The following is a 15,582-nucleotide window of genomic DNA, read 5'->3' on the forward strand; positions in this document are numbered from 1 at the left end:
GAACGGAAACCGCGACGGGACGAGAACCGCGCGTTGGCCAATACAGCCGCGCCGGTGCGGTATTGTTTAAATAGTAGTTCAGGCGAAAAAAGCTGCAATTGGAGGGGTATCGCGTCACTCGTCGATACACAACGCAGCAATAGTTATTTTTGCTATAGATATTTTTATGGAAATTTCGCTGAATTATTAGCGATAGTAAAATTGAAATAATAATCCGCTGAACGATTCGAAATATTTCGCTGATCTAGCTGTTTATCTCAATCCCAAATCGAAATTACCAACCGGGAAGTGGTCGCAAGTAAAATTGCATACCGGTCACGAATTGGATTATTTCGAATTAAACCCCAGCAGTTCGACTGATTGACCAGGTACACCATAGCTGGGAAAATTTTGTTAAAGGCGCACAACAGGGAGGGTGTTCGTCTGCGAGAACAATAAAAAAGACCTCCCATCTCTGGGCGCATCCTTATATCCGCCCGTCTGCTTGCTTTATTTTGCGGTATTTGCCACCAGCGCAGCGATGCTTGTCGCGCGTGCGTGTGGACCAGGAGATATACCCTAAATCAGCATCTTTTCAGGAGCACAATAATGAAACGTTTAATGTCGAACGCACTGTTTGGCGCTGCCCTGTGTTGCAGTTTGCCAGCCCTTGCGGAACTATCCTGTCAGGTAAACACTTCGGCCTGGAATAACGGCTATGTGGCTAACGTCACCGTGACCAACATCGGCACTACCGCCACCACGGATTGGCAAGTGGCCCTGACATTTACACAGTCACCGGCCGTCAGCCAGGGGTGGAGCGCCACTCTTTCAGCGGATGGCAACTACCTGTTTGCCAGCAACGTTGATTGGAACGCAAGCCTTGCGCCGGGTCAGTCCACCAGTTTCGGGTTTTTAGGTGCACACAATGGCAACTTTACAGCCCCTACCTGTGCCGAAATGCTTCCTGCAGACGATGGCCTGCTTGGCTACCTGCGCCGCGGACTCACCGAGCATCTGGACTTTCGCGAAAACTATTACACTTATGGCGCGAGCTCATCCACGTCGTCCAGTGGCTCCCCTTCCGGGTCGTCATCCTCGTCGGCCTCGTCGTCGACGGGATCGTCCACAGGGTCTTCCAGCGGCGGCGGCTCTGGCGGTGATGACATCACCAATACTCAGGAGCTCGGTGTTGATGAGGCGGATATTATCGAGTACGACGGCGACAATCTTTACGTGGTACGAGATCGGCGTACCTATGTTTATCTGCCCGGCACCTCGTCATCGTCGACCAGCAGCACATCCAGCACTGGCTCGTCCAGCAGTTCTGGTGGCGGTTACTATGAATACACGGTGTCCCTCGCTTCATACTCAGCCGATAAAACCAACGGCGTTGTTACCCCATTGGGCAACCTGTCAATTCCGTTCAGCTCCGGTCAGTACAGCTACGGTTACACCCCTGCCGGCTCTTACCTGTGGCAAACCACGAGCGAAAAAACGCTGGCAATCATCGGCGAAGACGTGGAGCCCACTCCCTACACCTACTCTTACAACTATGGCGGCTATCCCTACTACCAATACGCGAGCAAGGTATCGATTTTTCTCGCCGACGTGACCGATCCAACCGCCATGGATGCAACGGACAAAATCAGTTTCGATGGCCATCTGGTTTCCAGCCGCCGTATTGATAACACGCTTTTTGTGGTATCTCGCTATAGCCCAAGCATGAAGCGACTCGGTATCGAAAATTCGCAATACGCCATCGACGATAACCGCGCGCTCATTGCCAATGCCAGCCTCGCAGATTTGCTGCCCCACCTGTACGACAACAATGGCGGCAGTGCACCTCTGTTCAGCGGAAATGACTGCGTGGGCGCGCAGTGGCCAGAGCAAAGCGATCTTTACCGCGGGTCACTGGTGGTGTTGACTAAAATCGATTTGGATGACCCAAGCCAGATATCGTCCAGTTGCCTACCCGCTTCAGCCAGCGATGTGTATGCCTCCGGCGACGCCGTGTATGCGTTTAACTATGGTGCCACCGGAACAACCATCTATAAATTCGCAACGGCTGGCAGCATGCCGTACATTGGCCAGATCAGCGTTCCGGGCTCTATCCCTTGCACAGAGCAAGCCTACTGCTTTGGCGAACAGGATGGCGTGTTGCGCGTGCTGTACCGTACATCGAGCACGGGAGGCTATGCCACTGCGTATCGCCTGAGCACCATTGCCGAATCGACAAATGGAATGGGCCTGCAAATACTCGCCACACTGCCAAATGCGGCGCGCCCAGAGTCCATCGGCAAGCCCAATGAGCTGATCTACAGTATGCGCAGCTTTGGCGATACGGTGTACCTGGTGACCTTTCAAAAAGTCGACCCTCTGTACGCCGTTGACGTCAGCAATCCCGCAGACCCTTACATTGCGGGGGAACTCGAAGTATCCGGCTTCTCAGACTACTTGCACCCTATCGGCGATGGGTTACTCCTGGGCGTGGGCAAAGATGCCTACTATGAAGCGTCTACAGGCATTACCTGGTACCAAGGCGTAAAAATCGAACTCTTCGATATTTCGAATCCTCTGGAGTTGCGCAGTCTTGGCAGTGAGGTTATCGGCAGAAGAGGTTCCGCCTCAGGACCATCCGCCGACCCCCGCGCGTTCGCGTTCCGCAATGACGAATACGGGATGCGCTTTGCACTGCCAATTCGCGTCAACGACATCATGCCATCCTATGGCGATCCGTCACGGCCTAACCAAACTTACAACTGGCACTACACAGGATTATTTGTGTACGACATTCTGACCGGCGCCAACGGAGACGCTAGCCTTTCCCGCCGCGGCATTTTGAAGTCTGCATCGCTTGATGCTACCCCTCCAGACTCCTACGACTACACGAGCCTGAGTTATCACCGGGGTGTATTGCTGGATGAATCGGTGTTTTATCTGCACGACACGGATATCTCGGCCGCGTTGCTGGACGACTTGCCGCAGGAATAACGGTGTCGTTGTTGTGAAATACACGGAAAGACAAAGGGCAGCCTAGCGCTGCCCTTTTTTGCTTTTTATGGTGCGCGACTCAGATAATTGCGCGCCGCTCATTACGCCGGCTGCGCTATCTGTTTTGCTCGATGCAGCCGCCAGATTGTGCTGAGATTTACACTGATGAGGACAATTTCCAGCAGGGTTAAGCCAATAGACCCGACGATGATATTGTTGGCCAGCCAACACAGCGCACCGGCAAAAAAGGCAATCCGCATGGGAATACCCTGCAGGCAAAATACGGCGTAGGCACCAATACAGGTACCCAATACTGGAATCATATCAACCCAATGCTCTGCGAGCAGCCCGCCAGATGTTAACCCCAGCACAATAAAAACAGCTGCCACCCAGCGCGAACTGGTGTGCAACGCAAGGTAGGTGCGCACCACAGACAAGAGCGCACTCAACAGTGCGGTGGTGGCACCGAGCATCGCGTAGTGGATGGCATTGTTTAAGCCCATGACCACCATCACACGCTTAAGCTTGCGATCGTCGCGTTGATAAAAACACAAGATACCTAGCGCAAAGCCGATAAAACCTACAGCCTGCGCCAAATCGAATTGGGGAAGCGGCATACAGCGAAAAAACCGGGAAAAATAAGAGAAGGATGTCTACGGTAGCAGGCGGCGAATGCCACCTGCAAGTGCTATTTTCAGCAACAAGGGTCAGGGGTCTTTGGGCGGAAACTGCAACACCTGCGTCTCGCTGGCTTTCTGTGTTTCTGACTGGTTGACCCGAGTCTCGAGTTCACGCAAGTGCGGTTGAATGTGAATTTCATCTTTAAATCCACAGCTTACACACTCGCGATAATTTTTTTCCGCATCCTGATAATTCACAATCTTGTCCATCAGACCGCAGGCTGGGCACACTGCACCAGCGATAAAGCGTTTTTTCATTGCAGGCCTTTTTTCTTGAAATCGATAGTGGCGTTTTCTGTGCGGTACTGACCATGAACATAGCCTGTAAACCCAGGGGAAACCACCTGACTCGCGGACAAAATAATTTGCGAGTCGTCGCCGACATTGATCGCTTCATGATCCACAATCAGCGTGGCATTGGCGAGATCGATACGGCTGTCGTCGGCGAGAATACCACTGTTTGCTGCCATGGTAACGTTGGTGCCATCAACAATGGCATGCACTGCGATCATTGCTGTGGTATCGGCGGCGAGATACACGTTTTCGAGGTTTACACTGGAATCCGTGACCTTAATCCGCTTGGCGCTAAGATTTTGCAGGTGTATGGCGGTGCTATCACGGATTTCTACCTCGCTGTACTCACCAGAATAGAACTGATTCGTCTCACCCTCGATTACCAGCTTTTCCGCCTGCGCACTGACCTTGAGCAACGACGGCGGGTTCTGCGGCGGCGGGCTTGCCAACACTTCAGCTAAGAGCGCATTAAATTGGGCAGGCTTTTCCCGCATCGGGGTGTGACCGCAATTGGCGATGCTGTGCAAACGGCTCTTCTCCAAAGTATCGTTCAACATCACACCCGTGCGAAGTGGCGCAACGCCGTCGTCAGCCCCCCAGATGATGGAGGTGGGCACTCGGGTTTCGTGAGCCGCACTGGCGAAATCCTCATACACCAGCGCGGTGGCAGCGTTGACATTGGGGTTTAAGCCCAGCGTTTTGTTCCAGGCCTGGCGAAACTTGCGAATGTAATTTACCGCATCAGGCAGGCTGGTCACCGTCTCGATCAACGCCTGGCCCAGCTCCTCAACGCCTGTAATCAGCTTCACCGAGATATCCGACAGCCCATAGAGTTCGGCAGGAAACTCTACCGCGTGTTTAAGGTAAGCGGTGCGATACAAAATGCCCGCGGCATCGACCAGTACCAGTTGCCGCAGCTCGTCGCCATAGTCAGCGGCGTAGCGCAAGGCGACCGCACCGCCCATGGAGTGGCCGATAAGCACATACTGCTTGGCGCCGAATACACCCGCTACCTGATGGACGACGGACGCGTAGTTCGTTGGTGAGTATTCACCTTCTGTGGTGGGCGACAAGCCGAAGCCGGGCAGGTCTAGCGCGATTATGTGATACTCCTTTTCGAACCGGGGAATCACGTTCAACCAGTCGCGCAGACCATTCTGACCGAGCCCGTGTACCAGGATCATGGTGGGCTTGTTCACATCACCCGCCTCGAGAACAAACACATCGGAATCAAACACGGTGTTGTGGACGGTAAAATAGCGCCAACGGTCGGTGGCGATCAGCTCCTCATCGAACTCCGTCAGGGTGTAGTCGTCGCCCTGCTCCTGTGCAGCCTGCTGGCGCTGCTTGTAGATCTGGCGAATATTCACGGGCGATATTTTGATCGCACCGCCACCGTCCGAATCTCGCGAGGATGTTACCCGTTCGGCAATCACGTCGAGTAAATCCGCCTGCGTCGGCGCGATGGCCGTCAATCCCATGCTGAGCATCGCCCACTGCATCCAACGGCCACCGCCACTGCGCTTTGTCATAGTTCGTTAAACCTTTTCCTGCAACACCTGAGTCACCATCAAGCCGCTAAACCACTGTGGCGCAGCAGCGCATCCACTTGGGGTTCACGACCTCTGAAATTTTTGAACAACACCATCGCGTCCTCAGAGCCACCCTTTTCCAGAATCTCGCTAAGGTAACGCTGGCTGGTAGCCTGATCGAAAATCCCCGCTTCCTCAAACGCCGCGTAGGCGTCTGCCGAAAGCACTTCCGCCCACTTGTAGCTGTAGTAGCCAGCGGCATAGCCGCCCGCAAAAATATGGCTGAAACCATGCTGAAAGCGGTTAAACGACGGCGGCGAGAAAACCGCAATCTGCTGGCGAATATCGTCCAGTAGCCCCTGCACACTGGCAAATCCGGCTTTGCCGAATTCCATATGCAGCTTGAAATCGAACAGGGCGAATTCCAACTGACGCAGCATAAACATGGCTGCCTGATAATTTTTTGCGGCCAGCATATTATTGAGTTTTTCTTCCGGCAGAGGTTCACCGGTTTCGTGGTGGCCCGACAGAAATGCGAGAATCTCCCGTTCCCAGCAAAAGTTTTCCATAAATTGACTGGGCAGCTCGACGGCATCCCAGGCGACGCCGTTAATGCCGGCCACCGCGGCGACATCGACTTGGGTCAGCATGTGGTGAATGCCATGGCCGAATTCGTGGAATGTGGTGGTAACCTCGTTGTGGGTAAGTAAGCTGGGCTTGCCGTCCAGTGGCGGATTAAAGTTACACACGAGATAGGCAACAGGTAACTGCACATCATCACTCGCTACCCGGCGTTGGCGGCATACATCCATCCAGGCGCCGCCACGTTTTTTCGCGCGGGCGTACAAATCGAAATAAAACCCGGCCAGGGGTAAGCCATTGCGCTGAATTTCGTAGAATTTAACCGACTCGTGCCAGGTATCCACCTCTTCGGTTTTGTCTACAAACGACAGGTCAAACAAACGACGCGCGACCTCAAACAAACCATCGATCACTTTGTTTGCGGGAAAATACGGCCGCAGCTCTTCCTGTGAAATGCTGTAGCGCTTGAGCTTAAGCTTTTCGGCATAGTAGGGAATATCCCACGCATCAAGGGATTCCACGCCGTACTCTTGTTTGGCAAACGCTTGTAGCTCGGCAAATTCCTGCTCTGCATACGGCTTGCTCTTGGCTGCCAGATCTTCCAGGAAGCTGACCACCTGTTGGGTACTTTCCGCCATTTTTGGCGCAATACTCAACTCGGCGTAGTTGCTGAAACCTAACAGCTCGGCAAGCTCCTGTCGCAACGCCAGAATCTCTTCCATGATCGCCGTGTTATCCCACTGGCCGCCACAGGGGCCGGTTTCCGAGGCGCGGGTATTGAAGGCCTCGTACATCTCTCGGCGCAGGGCACCATTGTCACTTTGCGACATCACCGTAAAATAGACCGGCACGTCCAAGGTCAGAACATAGCCCTCCAGAGACTTGTCCGCAGCGGCCTGCTTTGCGGCAGCCACCGCGAATTCCGGCAGCCCGGACAGTTCCGACTCTTCGCTAATGTGTTTGTGCCAACCGTGGGTTGCGTCCATCACGTTGTTGGAGAACTGGCTGGTTAAGGTCGACAGACGCGATTGAATTTCGCCGTACCGCTTTTTTTGTTCTGGCGGCAGAGCCACACCGGAAAGGCGAAAATCCCGCAGCGCATTGGCTACGGTTTTGCGCTGTGCCTGACTCAGCTCGGCGAAATCCGGGCGCGCGGCGAGGGCTTCATACGCGTTAAACAGCGCCTGGTTCTGGCCCAGTTCAGTGTAGTATTGCGTAAGTAACTGCTCACTCTCTTCGTACGCTTTGCGCAGCTCGTCGCTGTTGGCAACCGAGTTGAGATGCCCCACAGGTGACCAGGCTTGGTTAATGCGATCACCGCGTGCCTCAATAGGCGCCACCAGTAGATCCCAGGTCACCTCGTCTGGCAGATTTGCCAACTGCGCATCCAACTCAGCGCTCGCCTGCGCGAGCAAGGTTTGAATTGCCGGAGTGACATGCTCGGGTTTGATTTCGGAAAAAGGCGGCAATGTACTATCGCGCAGCAGCGGATTATCGTTGGGATCGGTCATCGAATTCGGTCCTTCATAGGCGTGGAATTTATTGCGGAATCTCTGAATAATACGGAGCAATTGCTGGCATGAGTTGGGGACTACCCTCTCAACCGGCGGCGTTGATTGTGGTCTAGTAAGGTAGATCAGCCCGGTTGTTGCCAGCCTGAGAGCACCAGGCGTATTCGCGCATCGTAATTACCTGCAAATGTGGAGCTGATAATGAGTGAAAACAAGCCCCTGAGACCGTTTAACGGCAAAATGCCAAAACTCGGCGCCAGAGTGTATATCGACCCTGCCGCTGTAGTTATTGGTGATGTGGAACTGGGGGACGACGTTTCCGTGTGGCCCTGCGCCGTAATCCGCGGCGATATGCACAGCATTAAGGTGGGCGCGCGAACCAGCGTTCAGGACAATGTCACCTTGCACATTACCCATGCGGGCCAGTTTGTGAAAGATGGCTGGCCATTGATCATTGGCGAAGATGTCACAATTGGCCACGGGGTTTGCCTCCACGGCTGCACCCTGGGCAATCGCATTCTGGTGGGCATAGGCTCGACGGTACTCGACGGCGCCGTGATTCAGGACGATGTCATCATTGGTGCGGGGTCGTTAGTACCACCAGGCAAGGTGCTGGAGAGTGGCTTTGTATACACCGGCAGCCCGGTAAAACAGCAACGCCCCCTAAAAGACAAAGAATATGGATTTTTCACTTACCAATCCCGCGTGTACGCCGACCTGAAAAATACGTACATGGAGGGTTAAACCCAACGCTTCTTTATGGAAGGACCATAAAATGGCTAATTCACCCCTGGTGAGCACAGGCTGGCTGGCCAGCAATATGCTCAACAAAGAGCTGGTTTTACTGGACGTCAGCTTTGATAAAGTTATTGGCCTGGAACCACTTACCTATAAAACTCCCAAACATATTCCAAACAGCCACAAGCTGGATTTGGAAAACACACTGTGTGACAACACGCGCGCAGGCGTACACAACTTCCCGCGCCCGGACCAGGTAAGCGCGATCGCGCAAAAGCTTGGCATTACGTCCGAGAGCACAATCGTTTTGTATGATAATCAGGGAATTTACTCAGCACCCCGAGGCTGGTGGATATTCAAGTCCATGGGCTTTGAAAAAGTCTTTGTAGTCGACGGCGGCCTGCCTAAATGGCTGGAAGAAGGCCGGCCGGTGGTAAGCGAATATCTTTCCGCTACCGGTAAAACCGAAGTTTACGGTCAGGCCCAGGAAAACCGCGTGTGTGACAGTGATTTCGTGCTCGCCAACCTCGATAACCCGGCGCTTAAAGTGATCGACGCCCGCTCAGCAGAGCGATTCGCTGGCAGCGTGGCGGAACCGCGCCCCGGTGTGCGCAGCGGCCATATTCCGGGGGCGGTGAGCCTGCCCTTCGCCCGCGTGCTCCACAACCGCCGCTACAAAAGTGAAGACGCGTTAAAAGCCATATTCGCCGAACTTGAGGTTGAGTCCAGCGAGCAACTGGTATTTTCCTGTGGCTCAGGCGTTACCGCCTGTATTCTCATACTCGCCGCAGAAATTGCTGGTTTGCGCAATCAATGCCTGTACGACGGTTCTTGGGCGGAATGGGGAGCGAGCGACTCACTCCCCATCGCCACCAGTACCTAATTGATTGTACGGGGCGTCTTTGACCAAGCCCGTTCCGAAAGGCAACGTTCGTCACACGGCGTTGCCAATCTTCTTCAACTCTTTGAATGCGTTCGTGCAGGGCCTGTAGCTGCAATCTCAGCGCCTCAACCCTACCTAAAGTGGCCGAAGAGCAGAGTTATTAGTCACAACTACTGCCCCAAATCTGGTTTACCCAGGCTGGGTAATCCACAAACGGATTGCGATTGCCCTGGCGAGAGACTATACGTGCGTGGCGGTTGATTTCAGTTTGATCCACTGGATCGGCGTTGTGCCAGGCAAGCAGCGTGCAAAGCCGACCAAGGTTATTACCACTGGTTCCGGTGTAGTTCACCAGTTTTAGATCGCCCACACCGGTGTTGTCGCCGCCGTTGTACCGGACATCCATATAAAACATCATACGCGCCAGGTCGCCTTTCACCGAATCACGCGGTTCAAAGCTGTCGCTGTCCGTATAGTTGCCTGGGGCTTCGCTGATAGAACTGCCGCCATTGTCATAATCTTTGTTACCACGTGAAGAGTTAACCGATGCATCCGACGCGCGCAGATGATGTATATCGGTATACGCCCAATCACTGGAGCTTGGGAAACCATGACTTTTCGGCCAGCTATGCTCCCGGTTCCATGCATCCGGATCACTGTTACCACTGCTGTTAAAGGATTTCGCCTGCGAACGACCGGTATAGATAAGAATAACGTTGTTGCTGTTTTGTGGATCTTGGTCCGTATATTTCAGAGCATCCCACACCTGGGAGTAACTCATCCGAGAATGACTGCGCGCTGCGGCTTCGTTCAGCGCGTTGTGCAGTGCAGTGCCCGACTTGCCAATGGCATTACTGTAGTAGCTCGACCAACCAGACCAGGTCGCACCGCCTGACGATGAGCTACCACTGCCTGCGCTGTATCCTGCAGTCAGGCTGACGCCACTGTAGCTGCTGTAACCGCGTAACATAATATGCCAGGTGCCACTCTGCGGATTGCTGAAACTGCAGTTTTCATCGTTACCGCTATTGTAGGGTCGGCAATCGTAGGTGCTGGTCGTTGGTTTGGAACCACGGCGCACGTAGAGGTCCACATCGCCGCTGCCGCCATCAGTCGCAATATTCAGTTGCGTTGCACCACTGGGCACATCGATTTGAAAGTAGGTCGTGCTGCTACTTGAACCGGTGAGCCCGCTGCGGGTTTCACCATTACTGAGCGAACCGCCCGACGACGAGCTGGACGAGGACCCGGAAGATGAGCCTCCACTGTAGTTGGCCGTTAACGTCAGACCGCTGAAACTTTCATAAGCGCTGATCATGACGTAATAGGTTGTTGCTTGAGGCGACGCGAAGACACACTGCTCATTATTACCTGTCAGGTAAGGTCTACAATCGTAGCGACTCTCGGTCGCGGTTGAGCCTCCGTTGACATATAAATCAGCATCACCGGAACCACCATTAGTCTGCACCACAAGATTACTAGCACCGCTTGGCACTGCGATTGTGTAGCTTAGCTGCCCCCCTTGGGTCGCGCTCAAATTATTAATTGACTGCCCCGGTGTAATCGTGGCGGCACTTAATTGGTGACTGGCAAACAACGCTACCAAGCCACATACAAAGCCTGTAAAACAGCGCATGCGGATCTCCTATTCAACATTATTGTGAGAAAAATAACTTTGCGGAATGCAAAGTGTGCAGAGCATGCGGTACAGAAATGACGGGAAAATTAATTAGCGATTGCAGTTATATGGCGTAATTGTGGCAACAAGAAAAACGGCCGATTAATCCGTTTATTTTTGCTTGACCCGACTACTGGTTACGGGTTGAAAGTTGCTTCTCGCACACGGTCGCTACGCTTGCTGCGGTCGCAAACGAGAGTTACGTTCTATTTCGAATAACGAAAGTACCAACTTGGAATATTGACCATGTACACCATTACGCAACTCGCGCGCGAGTTTAAGCTATCACGCGCGACCTTGATATATTACGAGCGCGAGCAATTACTCGTGCCTGCGCAAAGAGGGCAGAATGGTTATCGATGGTACGGTGAGAAAGAGGCACAGCGCTTACAGTTAATATTAAGCTATAGAGCTTATGGGCTACCGATAGCTGACATTAAAGCACTGTTAAACAACGATGGTAATTTCAACCAATCCGAGATTTTACTGCAGCACTTTCAACACCTGGAGAACGAAATCACAAATTTGCGACAACAGCAGAAGGCGATCGTGGCGTTTTTACAACAACCCCAATTATTGGAGAAAACCATGGTTAGTAAAGAACGTTGGGTCGAAATAATGCGTGCAGCTGGTTTTAACGACGACGCGATGACCCGCTGGCATCGCAAATTCGAAGAGATGGAACCAGAAGAACATGCCGCCTTTTTGAAATCCCTCGGGATTTCCGATACGGAGATTAAACGCATTCGGGAAATGTAACCATTAGTTTGGAGAAAATTATCGTTTAATTAAAAGGCGATGCATGGCTGTAGCGCCGTCATGCACCGCCTTTGGCAAGCTCATATACGAAAACCTCAGAAACAAAAAGCTCAGGTACAAATTTTTGTGTATCCGCCCGCCAGCAAATAAAAACCAAAGTACGTTATTTATCGTGCAGGCCTTTACCAGACAAAATGAGCGACTCGCATTTTTCTACTCGAGCCGCGCGGGTTGCAGATTTTTTTGCACCACTTATATAAAGAACAAAGCCCCGTTGTCGCCCAGGGGTCAGCGAAAAAAATGATTGCTCTAATGTTTCGCTTTTTCCGAATGCCGCTATCAGCTCTTCAGGCAACACCAGCTCGCGCTTTTTGTGCTCAGTCTTTGTAGGAACATAATTTTTTGCTTGCTCGACATACTCTTCGATAACATTAGCATCGATATCGGTGACGCATCGATACTGCAAGCGCATCGCCAATTGCGAATTTTCTCCCTGGCTTTGTAGCTTGCCATAGACATCATCTAAAAATTTCCCGCAGAAGAACATCAAGGCGCAGACATTTTTAAAGGGCTGGATAATCGCAATATTTCTACCCTGAAATACATAACACGGTTTGGACCATTTAATCGTTTCGTCCAACCCACACTTAATCAGAATCACGCGTAATTTTTCTATCTCTGCGCGCCATGTTGCTCGAGCGGCGATGTAGTTTTCAATATCATTACCAGACATGATGACCTCTGCTGAGCCAAGCCAGTTGTTTGCGGATTTATAGCGGCGGATCGATCTTATTATCCACAGAAGCATTAACCCGGTACCAACCGGCAATGGAGTAGCGGTCACGCTTCGCTGGTAACACCTCGTGTGGAAATTCTTCGCTAAGAAATACCACGATTGTCCCCATTAACGGCACCACTTTTAACCCATCAGTATCGAGGTCGCTTTCATACATGACCAGTTCACCGCCATCAATCGGGTTCCACGCGGGGTTAAGATAGACAACAACGGAAAGCACACGGTTTGTTTCGCCGCGAAAAGCATCGTAATGGCGCTTGTAGAAATCACCCGGGCGGTAATGCGCAAAGTGGCTTTCGAAGGAAAACAGCCCTAAAAATAGTCGTCGATTAAGATATTGCTGTAAACGACCCGTCCAGCTGAGCCATTCAGCCCCTGCCGCAGACTCGCCCGTAATCCAGCAGATTTCATCCGTTCGCACAAACTCGTTTTTGAGGTAGTCGCCACCTCTGCCTGTGCCTGCCGCTTCATAATCACGCGTAGACATTGTCTGCTGGAAGTCGTGAAGGGAGTAGGCCAGGTCTTCAGGTAGCGCAGCAGGCCGGACGCTATAGCCTTTTTCCTCCAGATCGCGAGCAACCAGGCCAAACAGCGTTTCGTCGAGGGTGTTATCCCCGTGCAAGCCCTTGGTGATATGTTGAATAGACACGTATTTTCCCGTCTATGCGGTCCCTTTCCAGGGCGCAGAATGCTGTTTTGCGGCCTTATATCACCGTTTTTTCATTTATACAATGCAACTAAACATGGATTCGATCGACGCGCTGGCTTACGGCTGGCACAAATCAACAAACTCTCCGCTTACGAGGCTAAGCAGATCAGCTGGTGCAAGTTCGATTTCCAGACCCCGCCGACCCGCGCTCACAAAAATGGTCGCAAAATGCTTCGCAGAGGAATCCACAAAGGTTTTTAACCGTTTTTTTTGCCCAAGAGGGCTCACCCCACCCAAAACATAACCCGTGCTTCGCTCCACTTCGGCCGGCTCAGCCATCGCCGCTTTTTTTGCGCCTGCGGCTTTGGCGATGAGCTTCATATTAAGTTTTTCTACGACGGGTACCACACCAACGGCAAGCGTATCGCCATCCAGCTTGACGACTAAGGTTTTAAAAACTTGCCGTGGATTAATAGAAAGCTTCTCGGCAGCTTCCAGCCCGTATGATGCTGCCCCAGGGTCATGCTCGTAGGAATGCACTTTATGTGTGATTTTTGATTTTTTGGCAAGGTTAATTCCTGGCGTCATAGCATCACCCGTAGCGGTTAAATTGGGACTATAACAGGAACGCCCTAAAACAACGGGCATTGCGCTAACCGCAGCGCGAAACTCATGCGCGTATTGTCGACGGGTTCTTTTAGAGGATGTTGGAGAGACTGTGCTACTTAGCTGTTACATAGAGGTGTCCACTTAAAAATAGGTGGACACTATCTTTGGGGTTATTAATCCGGTTGGGAAGATGGGTTCCCCGGACGCTTACCGTGCATCACCATGACCATTGGTCATTGGCAGGCCCGGAACAGACTTTTTATTGCACACAGTAAAACGCCCCGGCTCTCTCGAACCAGGGCGTTTTTGTTAGAAGCCTGACTAAATTGCTCCATGTAATTTAGGGCGTCGGCTTTGCCGGCGGGCCGCAGGCCTGCACGCCAGGGATGGCGTGCATCACCATGACCATTGGTCATTGGCAGGCCCGGAACACATTTTTTTATAGCACATAGTAAAACGCCCCGGCTCTCTCGAACCAGGGCGTTTTTGTTAGAAGCCTGACTAAATTGCCCAAGGCAATTTTGGGCGTCGGCTCTGCCGACGGGCCGCAGGCCTGCACGCCAGGGATGGCGTGCATCACCATGACCGTTGGTCATTGGCAGGCCCGGAACACACTTTTTTATAGCACACAGTAAAACGCCCCGGCTCTTTCGAACCAGGGCGTTTTTGTTAGAAGCCTGACGATGACCTACTCTCACATGGCGAAACGCCACACTACCATCGGCGATGCATCGTTTCACGTCTGAGTTCGGGATGGGATCAGGTGGTTCCAATGCTCTATTGTCGTCAGGCAAACCGGTATGGCTTACGCCAAAACTGTTTGCCTCGCTCACAAAAAAACCCGTGAGCTAGCATGATGTCCTCGGTCTTACCACAAAGGTGCCCGGTGTCATCAAATAAGGGGAAACGAAAGTGTTTTTTCCATTGCATTCACAGCGAGTGTCACTTATCCGCGCTGTTATCAACAGCTAGTGAGATTCACTCATGATTGTATCGAACAATTATCGACTCAACTCATTCAACAGAGTTTGCTCTGTTATATGGTCAAGCCTCACGGGCAATTAGTACTGGTTAGCTCAACGCCTCACAGCGCTTCCACACCCAGCCTATCAACGTCGTAGTCTTCAACGGCCCTTTAGGGGGTCAAGCCCCAGGGAAAGCTTATCTTGAAGGAGGCTTCCCGCTTAGATGCTTTCAGCGGTTATCCCGTCCGAACATAGCTACCGGGCAGTGCCACTGGCGTGACAACCCGAACACCAGAGGTTCGTTCACTCCGGTCCTCTCGTACTAGGAGCAACTCTTCTCAACTTTCCAACGCCCACGGCAGATAGGGACCGAACTGTCTCACGACGTTCTAAACCCAGCTCGCGTACCACTTTAAATGGCGAACAGCCATACCCTTGGGACCGGCTTCAGCCCCAGGATGTGATGAGCCGACATCGAGGTGCCAAACACCGCCGTCGATGTGAACTCTTGGGCGGTATCAGCCTGTTATCCCCGGAGTACCTTTTATCCGTTGAGCGATGGCCCTTCCATACAGAACCACCGGATCACTATGACCTACTTTCGTACCTGCTCGTCGTGTCTGACTCGCAGTCAAGCTGGCTTGTGCCATTACACTAACCTCATGATTTCCGACCATGATTAGCCAACCTTCGTGCTCCTCCGTTACTCTTTGGGAGGAGACCGCCCCAGTCAAACTACCCACCATACACTGTCCCCAATCCCGATAAGGGACCTAGGTTAGAACCTCAAACATACCAGGCTGGTATTTCAAGGACGGCTCCACATAAACTGGCGTCTATGTTTCAAAGCCTCCCAGCTATCCTACACAAGTAGGTTCAAAGTTCAGTGCAAAGCTGTAGTAAAGGTTCACGGGGTCTTTCCGTCTAGCCGCG

12 protein-coding genes and 2 rRNA genes (1 of these 14 cut by a window edge) are annotated in these 15,582 nt (G+C 52.4%); 4 read left to right on the forward strand and 10 right to left on the reverse strand.

The window, feature by feature from the left end; translation table 11 throughout:
• Positions 1-588 precede the first annotated feature (588 nt).
• Positions 589-2,973, forward strand: coding sequence for a beta-propeller domain-containing protein (locus TERTU_RS20115; protein WP_015817056.1), 2,385 nt, complete (start codon positions 589-591; stop codon positions 2,971-2,973).
• 101 nt (positions 2,974-3,074) lie between these two features.
• Here the strand turns inward: TERTU_RS20115 and TERTU_RS20120 are convergent, their stop codons facing one another.
• The 4 genes from TERTU_RS20120 to prlC form a co-directional block, all read right to left on the reverse strand.
• Positions 3,075-3,590, reverse strand: a complete 516-nt coding sequence (locus tag TERTU_RS20120; RefSeq protein ID WP_015817655.1) for a YgjV family protein — start codon at positions 3,588-3,590, stop codon at positions 3,075-3,077.
• A 90-nt stretch (positions 3,591-3,680) separates the two neighbouring features.
• The gene (locus TERTU_RS20125) at positions 3,681-3,911 is read right to left on the reverse strand and encodes a YheV family putative zinc ribbon protein (protein ID WP_015819741.1); all 231 of its coding nucleotides are present in this window, start codon (positions 3,909-3,911) and stop codon (positions 3,681-3,683) included.
• Positions 3,908-5,479: an alpha/beta fold hydrolase gene (locus tag TERTU_RS20130; protein WP_015820592.1), complete on the reverse strand. Its 1,572-nt coding sequence runs from the start codon at positions 5,477-5,479 to the stop codon at positions 3,908-3,910. Before TERTU_RS20130 ends, TERTU_RS20125 begins: the two co-directional genes overlap by 4 nt.
• Positions 5,480-5,517: 38 nt before the next feature.
• Positions 5,518-7,572, reverse strand: a complete 2,055-nt coding sequence (gene prlC / locus TERTU_RS20135) for an oligopeptidase A (protein ID WP_015819055.1) — start codon at positions 7,570-7,572, stop codon at positions 5,518-5,520.
• 201 nt (positions 7,573-7,773) lie between these two features.
• Between prlC and TERTU_RS20140 the strand changes: the two genes are divergently transcribed.
• Positions 7,774-8,316 (forward strand): gamma carbonic anhydrase family protein, encoded by a 543-nt coding sequence (locus TERTU_RS20140; RefSeq protein ID WP_015817404.1) that lies wholly within the window; start codon positions 7,774-7,776, stop codon positions 8,314-8,316.
• Positions 8,317-8,347: 31 nt separating this feature from the next.
• Positions 8,348-9,193 carry a sulfurtransferase gene (locus TERTU_RS20145; protein WP_015817865.1) on the forward strand — a complete coding sequence of 282 codons (846 nt, stop codon included), beginning with the start codon at positions 8,348-8,350 and terminating at the stop codon, positions 9,191-9,193.
• Positions 9,194-9,353: 160 nt separating this feature from the next.
• Here the strand turns inward: TERTU_RS20145 and TERTU_RS22400 are convergent, their stop codons facing one another.
• Positions 9,354-10,829, reverse strand: a complete 1,476-nt coding sequence (locus TERTU_RS22400; protein WP_015820892.1) for an endonuclease — start codon at positions 10,827-10,829, stop codon at positions 9,354-9,356.
• A gap of 288 nt (positions 10,830-11,117) precedes the next feature.
• Between TERTU_RS22400 and TERTU_RS20155 the strand changes: the two genes are divergently transcribed.
• On the forward strand, positions 11,118-11,630 hold the full coding sequence (locus TERTU_RS20155; protein WP_015820360.1) for a MerR family transcriptional regulator: 513 nt from the start codon (positions 11,118-11,120) through the stop codon (positions 11,628-11,630).
• 163 nt (positions 11,631-11,793) lie between these two features.
• Here the strand turns inward: TERTU_RS20155 and TERTU_RS20160 are convergent, their stop codons facing one another.
• The 5 genes from TERTU_RS20160 to TERTU_RS20185 all read right to left on the reverse strand — a co-directional run.
• Positions 11,794-12,363, reverse strand: a complete 570-nt coding sequence (locus TERTU_RS20160; RefSeq protein ID WP_015819159.1) for a YdeI/OmpD-associated family protein — start codon at positions 12,361-12,363, stop codon at positions 11,794-11,796.
• Positions 12,364-12,400: 37 nt separating this feature from the next.
• On the reverse strand, positions 12,401-13,075 hold the full coding sequence (locus tag TERTU_RS20165) for a 2OG-Fe(II) oxygenase (protein ID WP_015818052.1): 675 nt from the start codon (positions 13,073-13,075) through the stop codon (positions 12,401-12,403).
• Positions 13,076-13,192: 117 nt separating this feature from the next.
• The gene (gene ybaK, locus TERTU_RS20170) at positions 13,193-13,663 is read right to left on the reverse strand and encodes a Cys-tRNA(Pro) deacylase (protein WP_015820308.1); all 471 of its coding nucleotides are present in this window, start codon (positions 13,661-13,663) and stop codon (positions 13,193-13,195) included.
• 696 nt (positions 13,664-14,359) lie between these two features.
• Positions 14,360-14,475: ribosomal RNA gene (gene rrf / locus TERTU_RS20180) — 5S ribosomal RNA — on the reverse strand.
• Between the two features lie 249 nt (positions 14,476-14,724).
• Positions 14,725-15,582: ribosomal RNA gene (locus tag TERTU_RS20185) — 23S ribosomal RNA — on the reverse strand (it continues 2,008 nt past the right edge of the window).

This window comes from Teredinibacter turnerae T7901, assembly GCF_000023025.1.
Lineage (GTDB): Bacteria > Pseudomonadota > Gammaproteobacteria > Pseudomonadales > Cellvibrionaceae > Teredinibacter > Teredinibacter turnerae_B.

Coding starts and splice junctions, on each gene's coding strand:
- TERTU_RS20125 (WP_015819741.1), bottom strand. CDS start 3,911: ATGAAAAAACGCTTTATCGCTGGTGCAGTGTGCCCAGCCTGCGGTCTG.
- TERTU_RS20120 (WP_015817655.1), bottom strand. CDS start 3,590: ATGCCGCTTCCCCAATTCGATTTGGCGCAGGCTGTAGGTTTTATCGGC.
- TERTU_RS22400 (WP_015820892.1), bottom strand. CDS start 10,829: ATGCGCTGTTTTACAGGCTTTGTATGTGGCTTGGTAGCGTTGTTTGCC.
- TERTU_RS20155 (WP_015820360.1), top strand. CDS start 11,118: ATGTACACCATTACGCAACTCGCGCGCGAGTTTAAGCTATCACGCGCG.
- TERTU_RS20140 (WP_015817404.1), top strand. CDS start 7,774: ATGAGTGAAAACAAGCCCCTGAGACCGTTTAACGGCAAAATGCCAAAA.
- prlC (WP_015819055.1), bottom strand. CDS start 7,572: ATGACCGATCCCAACGATAATCCGCTGCTGCGCGATAGTACATTGCCG.
- TERTU_RS20160 (WP_015819159.1), bottom strand. CDS start 12,363: ATGTCTGGTAATGATATTGAAAACTACATCGCCGCTCGAGCAACATGG.
- TERTU_RS20145 (WP_015817865.1), top strand. CDS start 8,348: ATGGCTAATTCACCCCTGGTGAGCACAGGCTGGCTGGCCAGCAATATG.
- TERTU_RS20130 (WP_015820592.1), bottom strand. CDS start 5,479: ATGACAAAGCGCAGTGGCGGTGGCCGTTGGATGCAGTGGGCGATGCTC.
- ybaK (WP_015820308.1), bottom strand. CDS start 13,663: ATGACGCCAGGAATTAACCTTGCCAAAAAATCAAAAATCACACATAAA.
- TERTU_RS20115 (WP_015817056.1), top strand. CDS start 589: ATGAAACGTTTAATGTCGAACGCACTGTTTGGCGCTGCCCTGTGTTGC.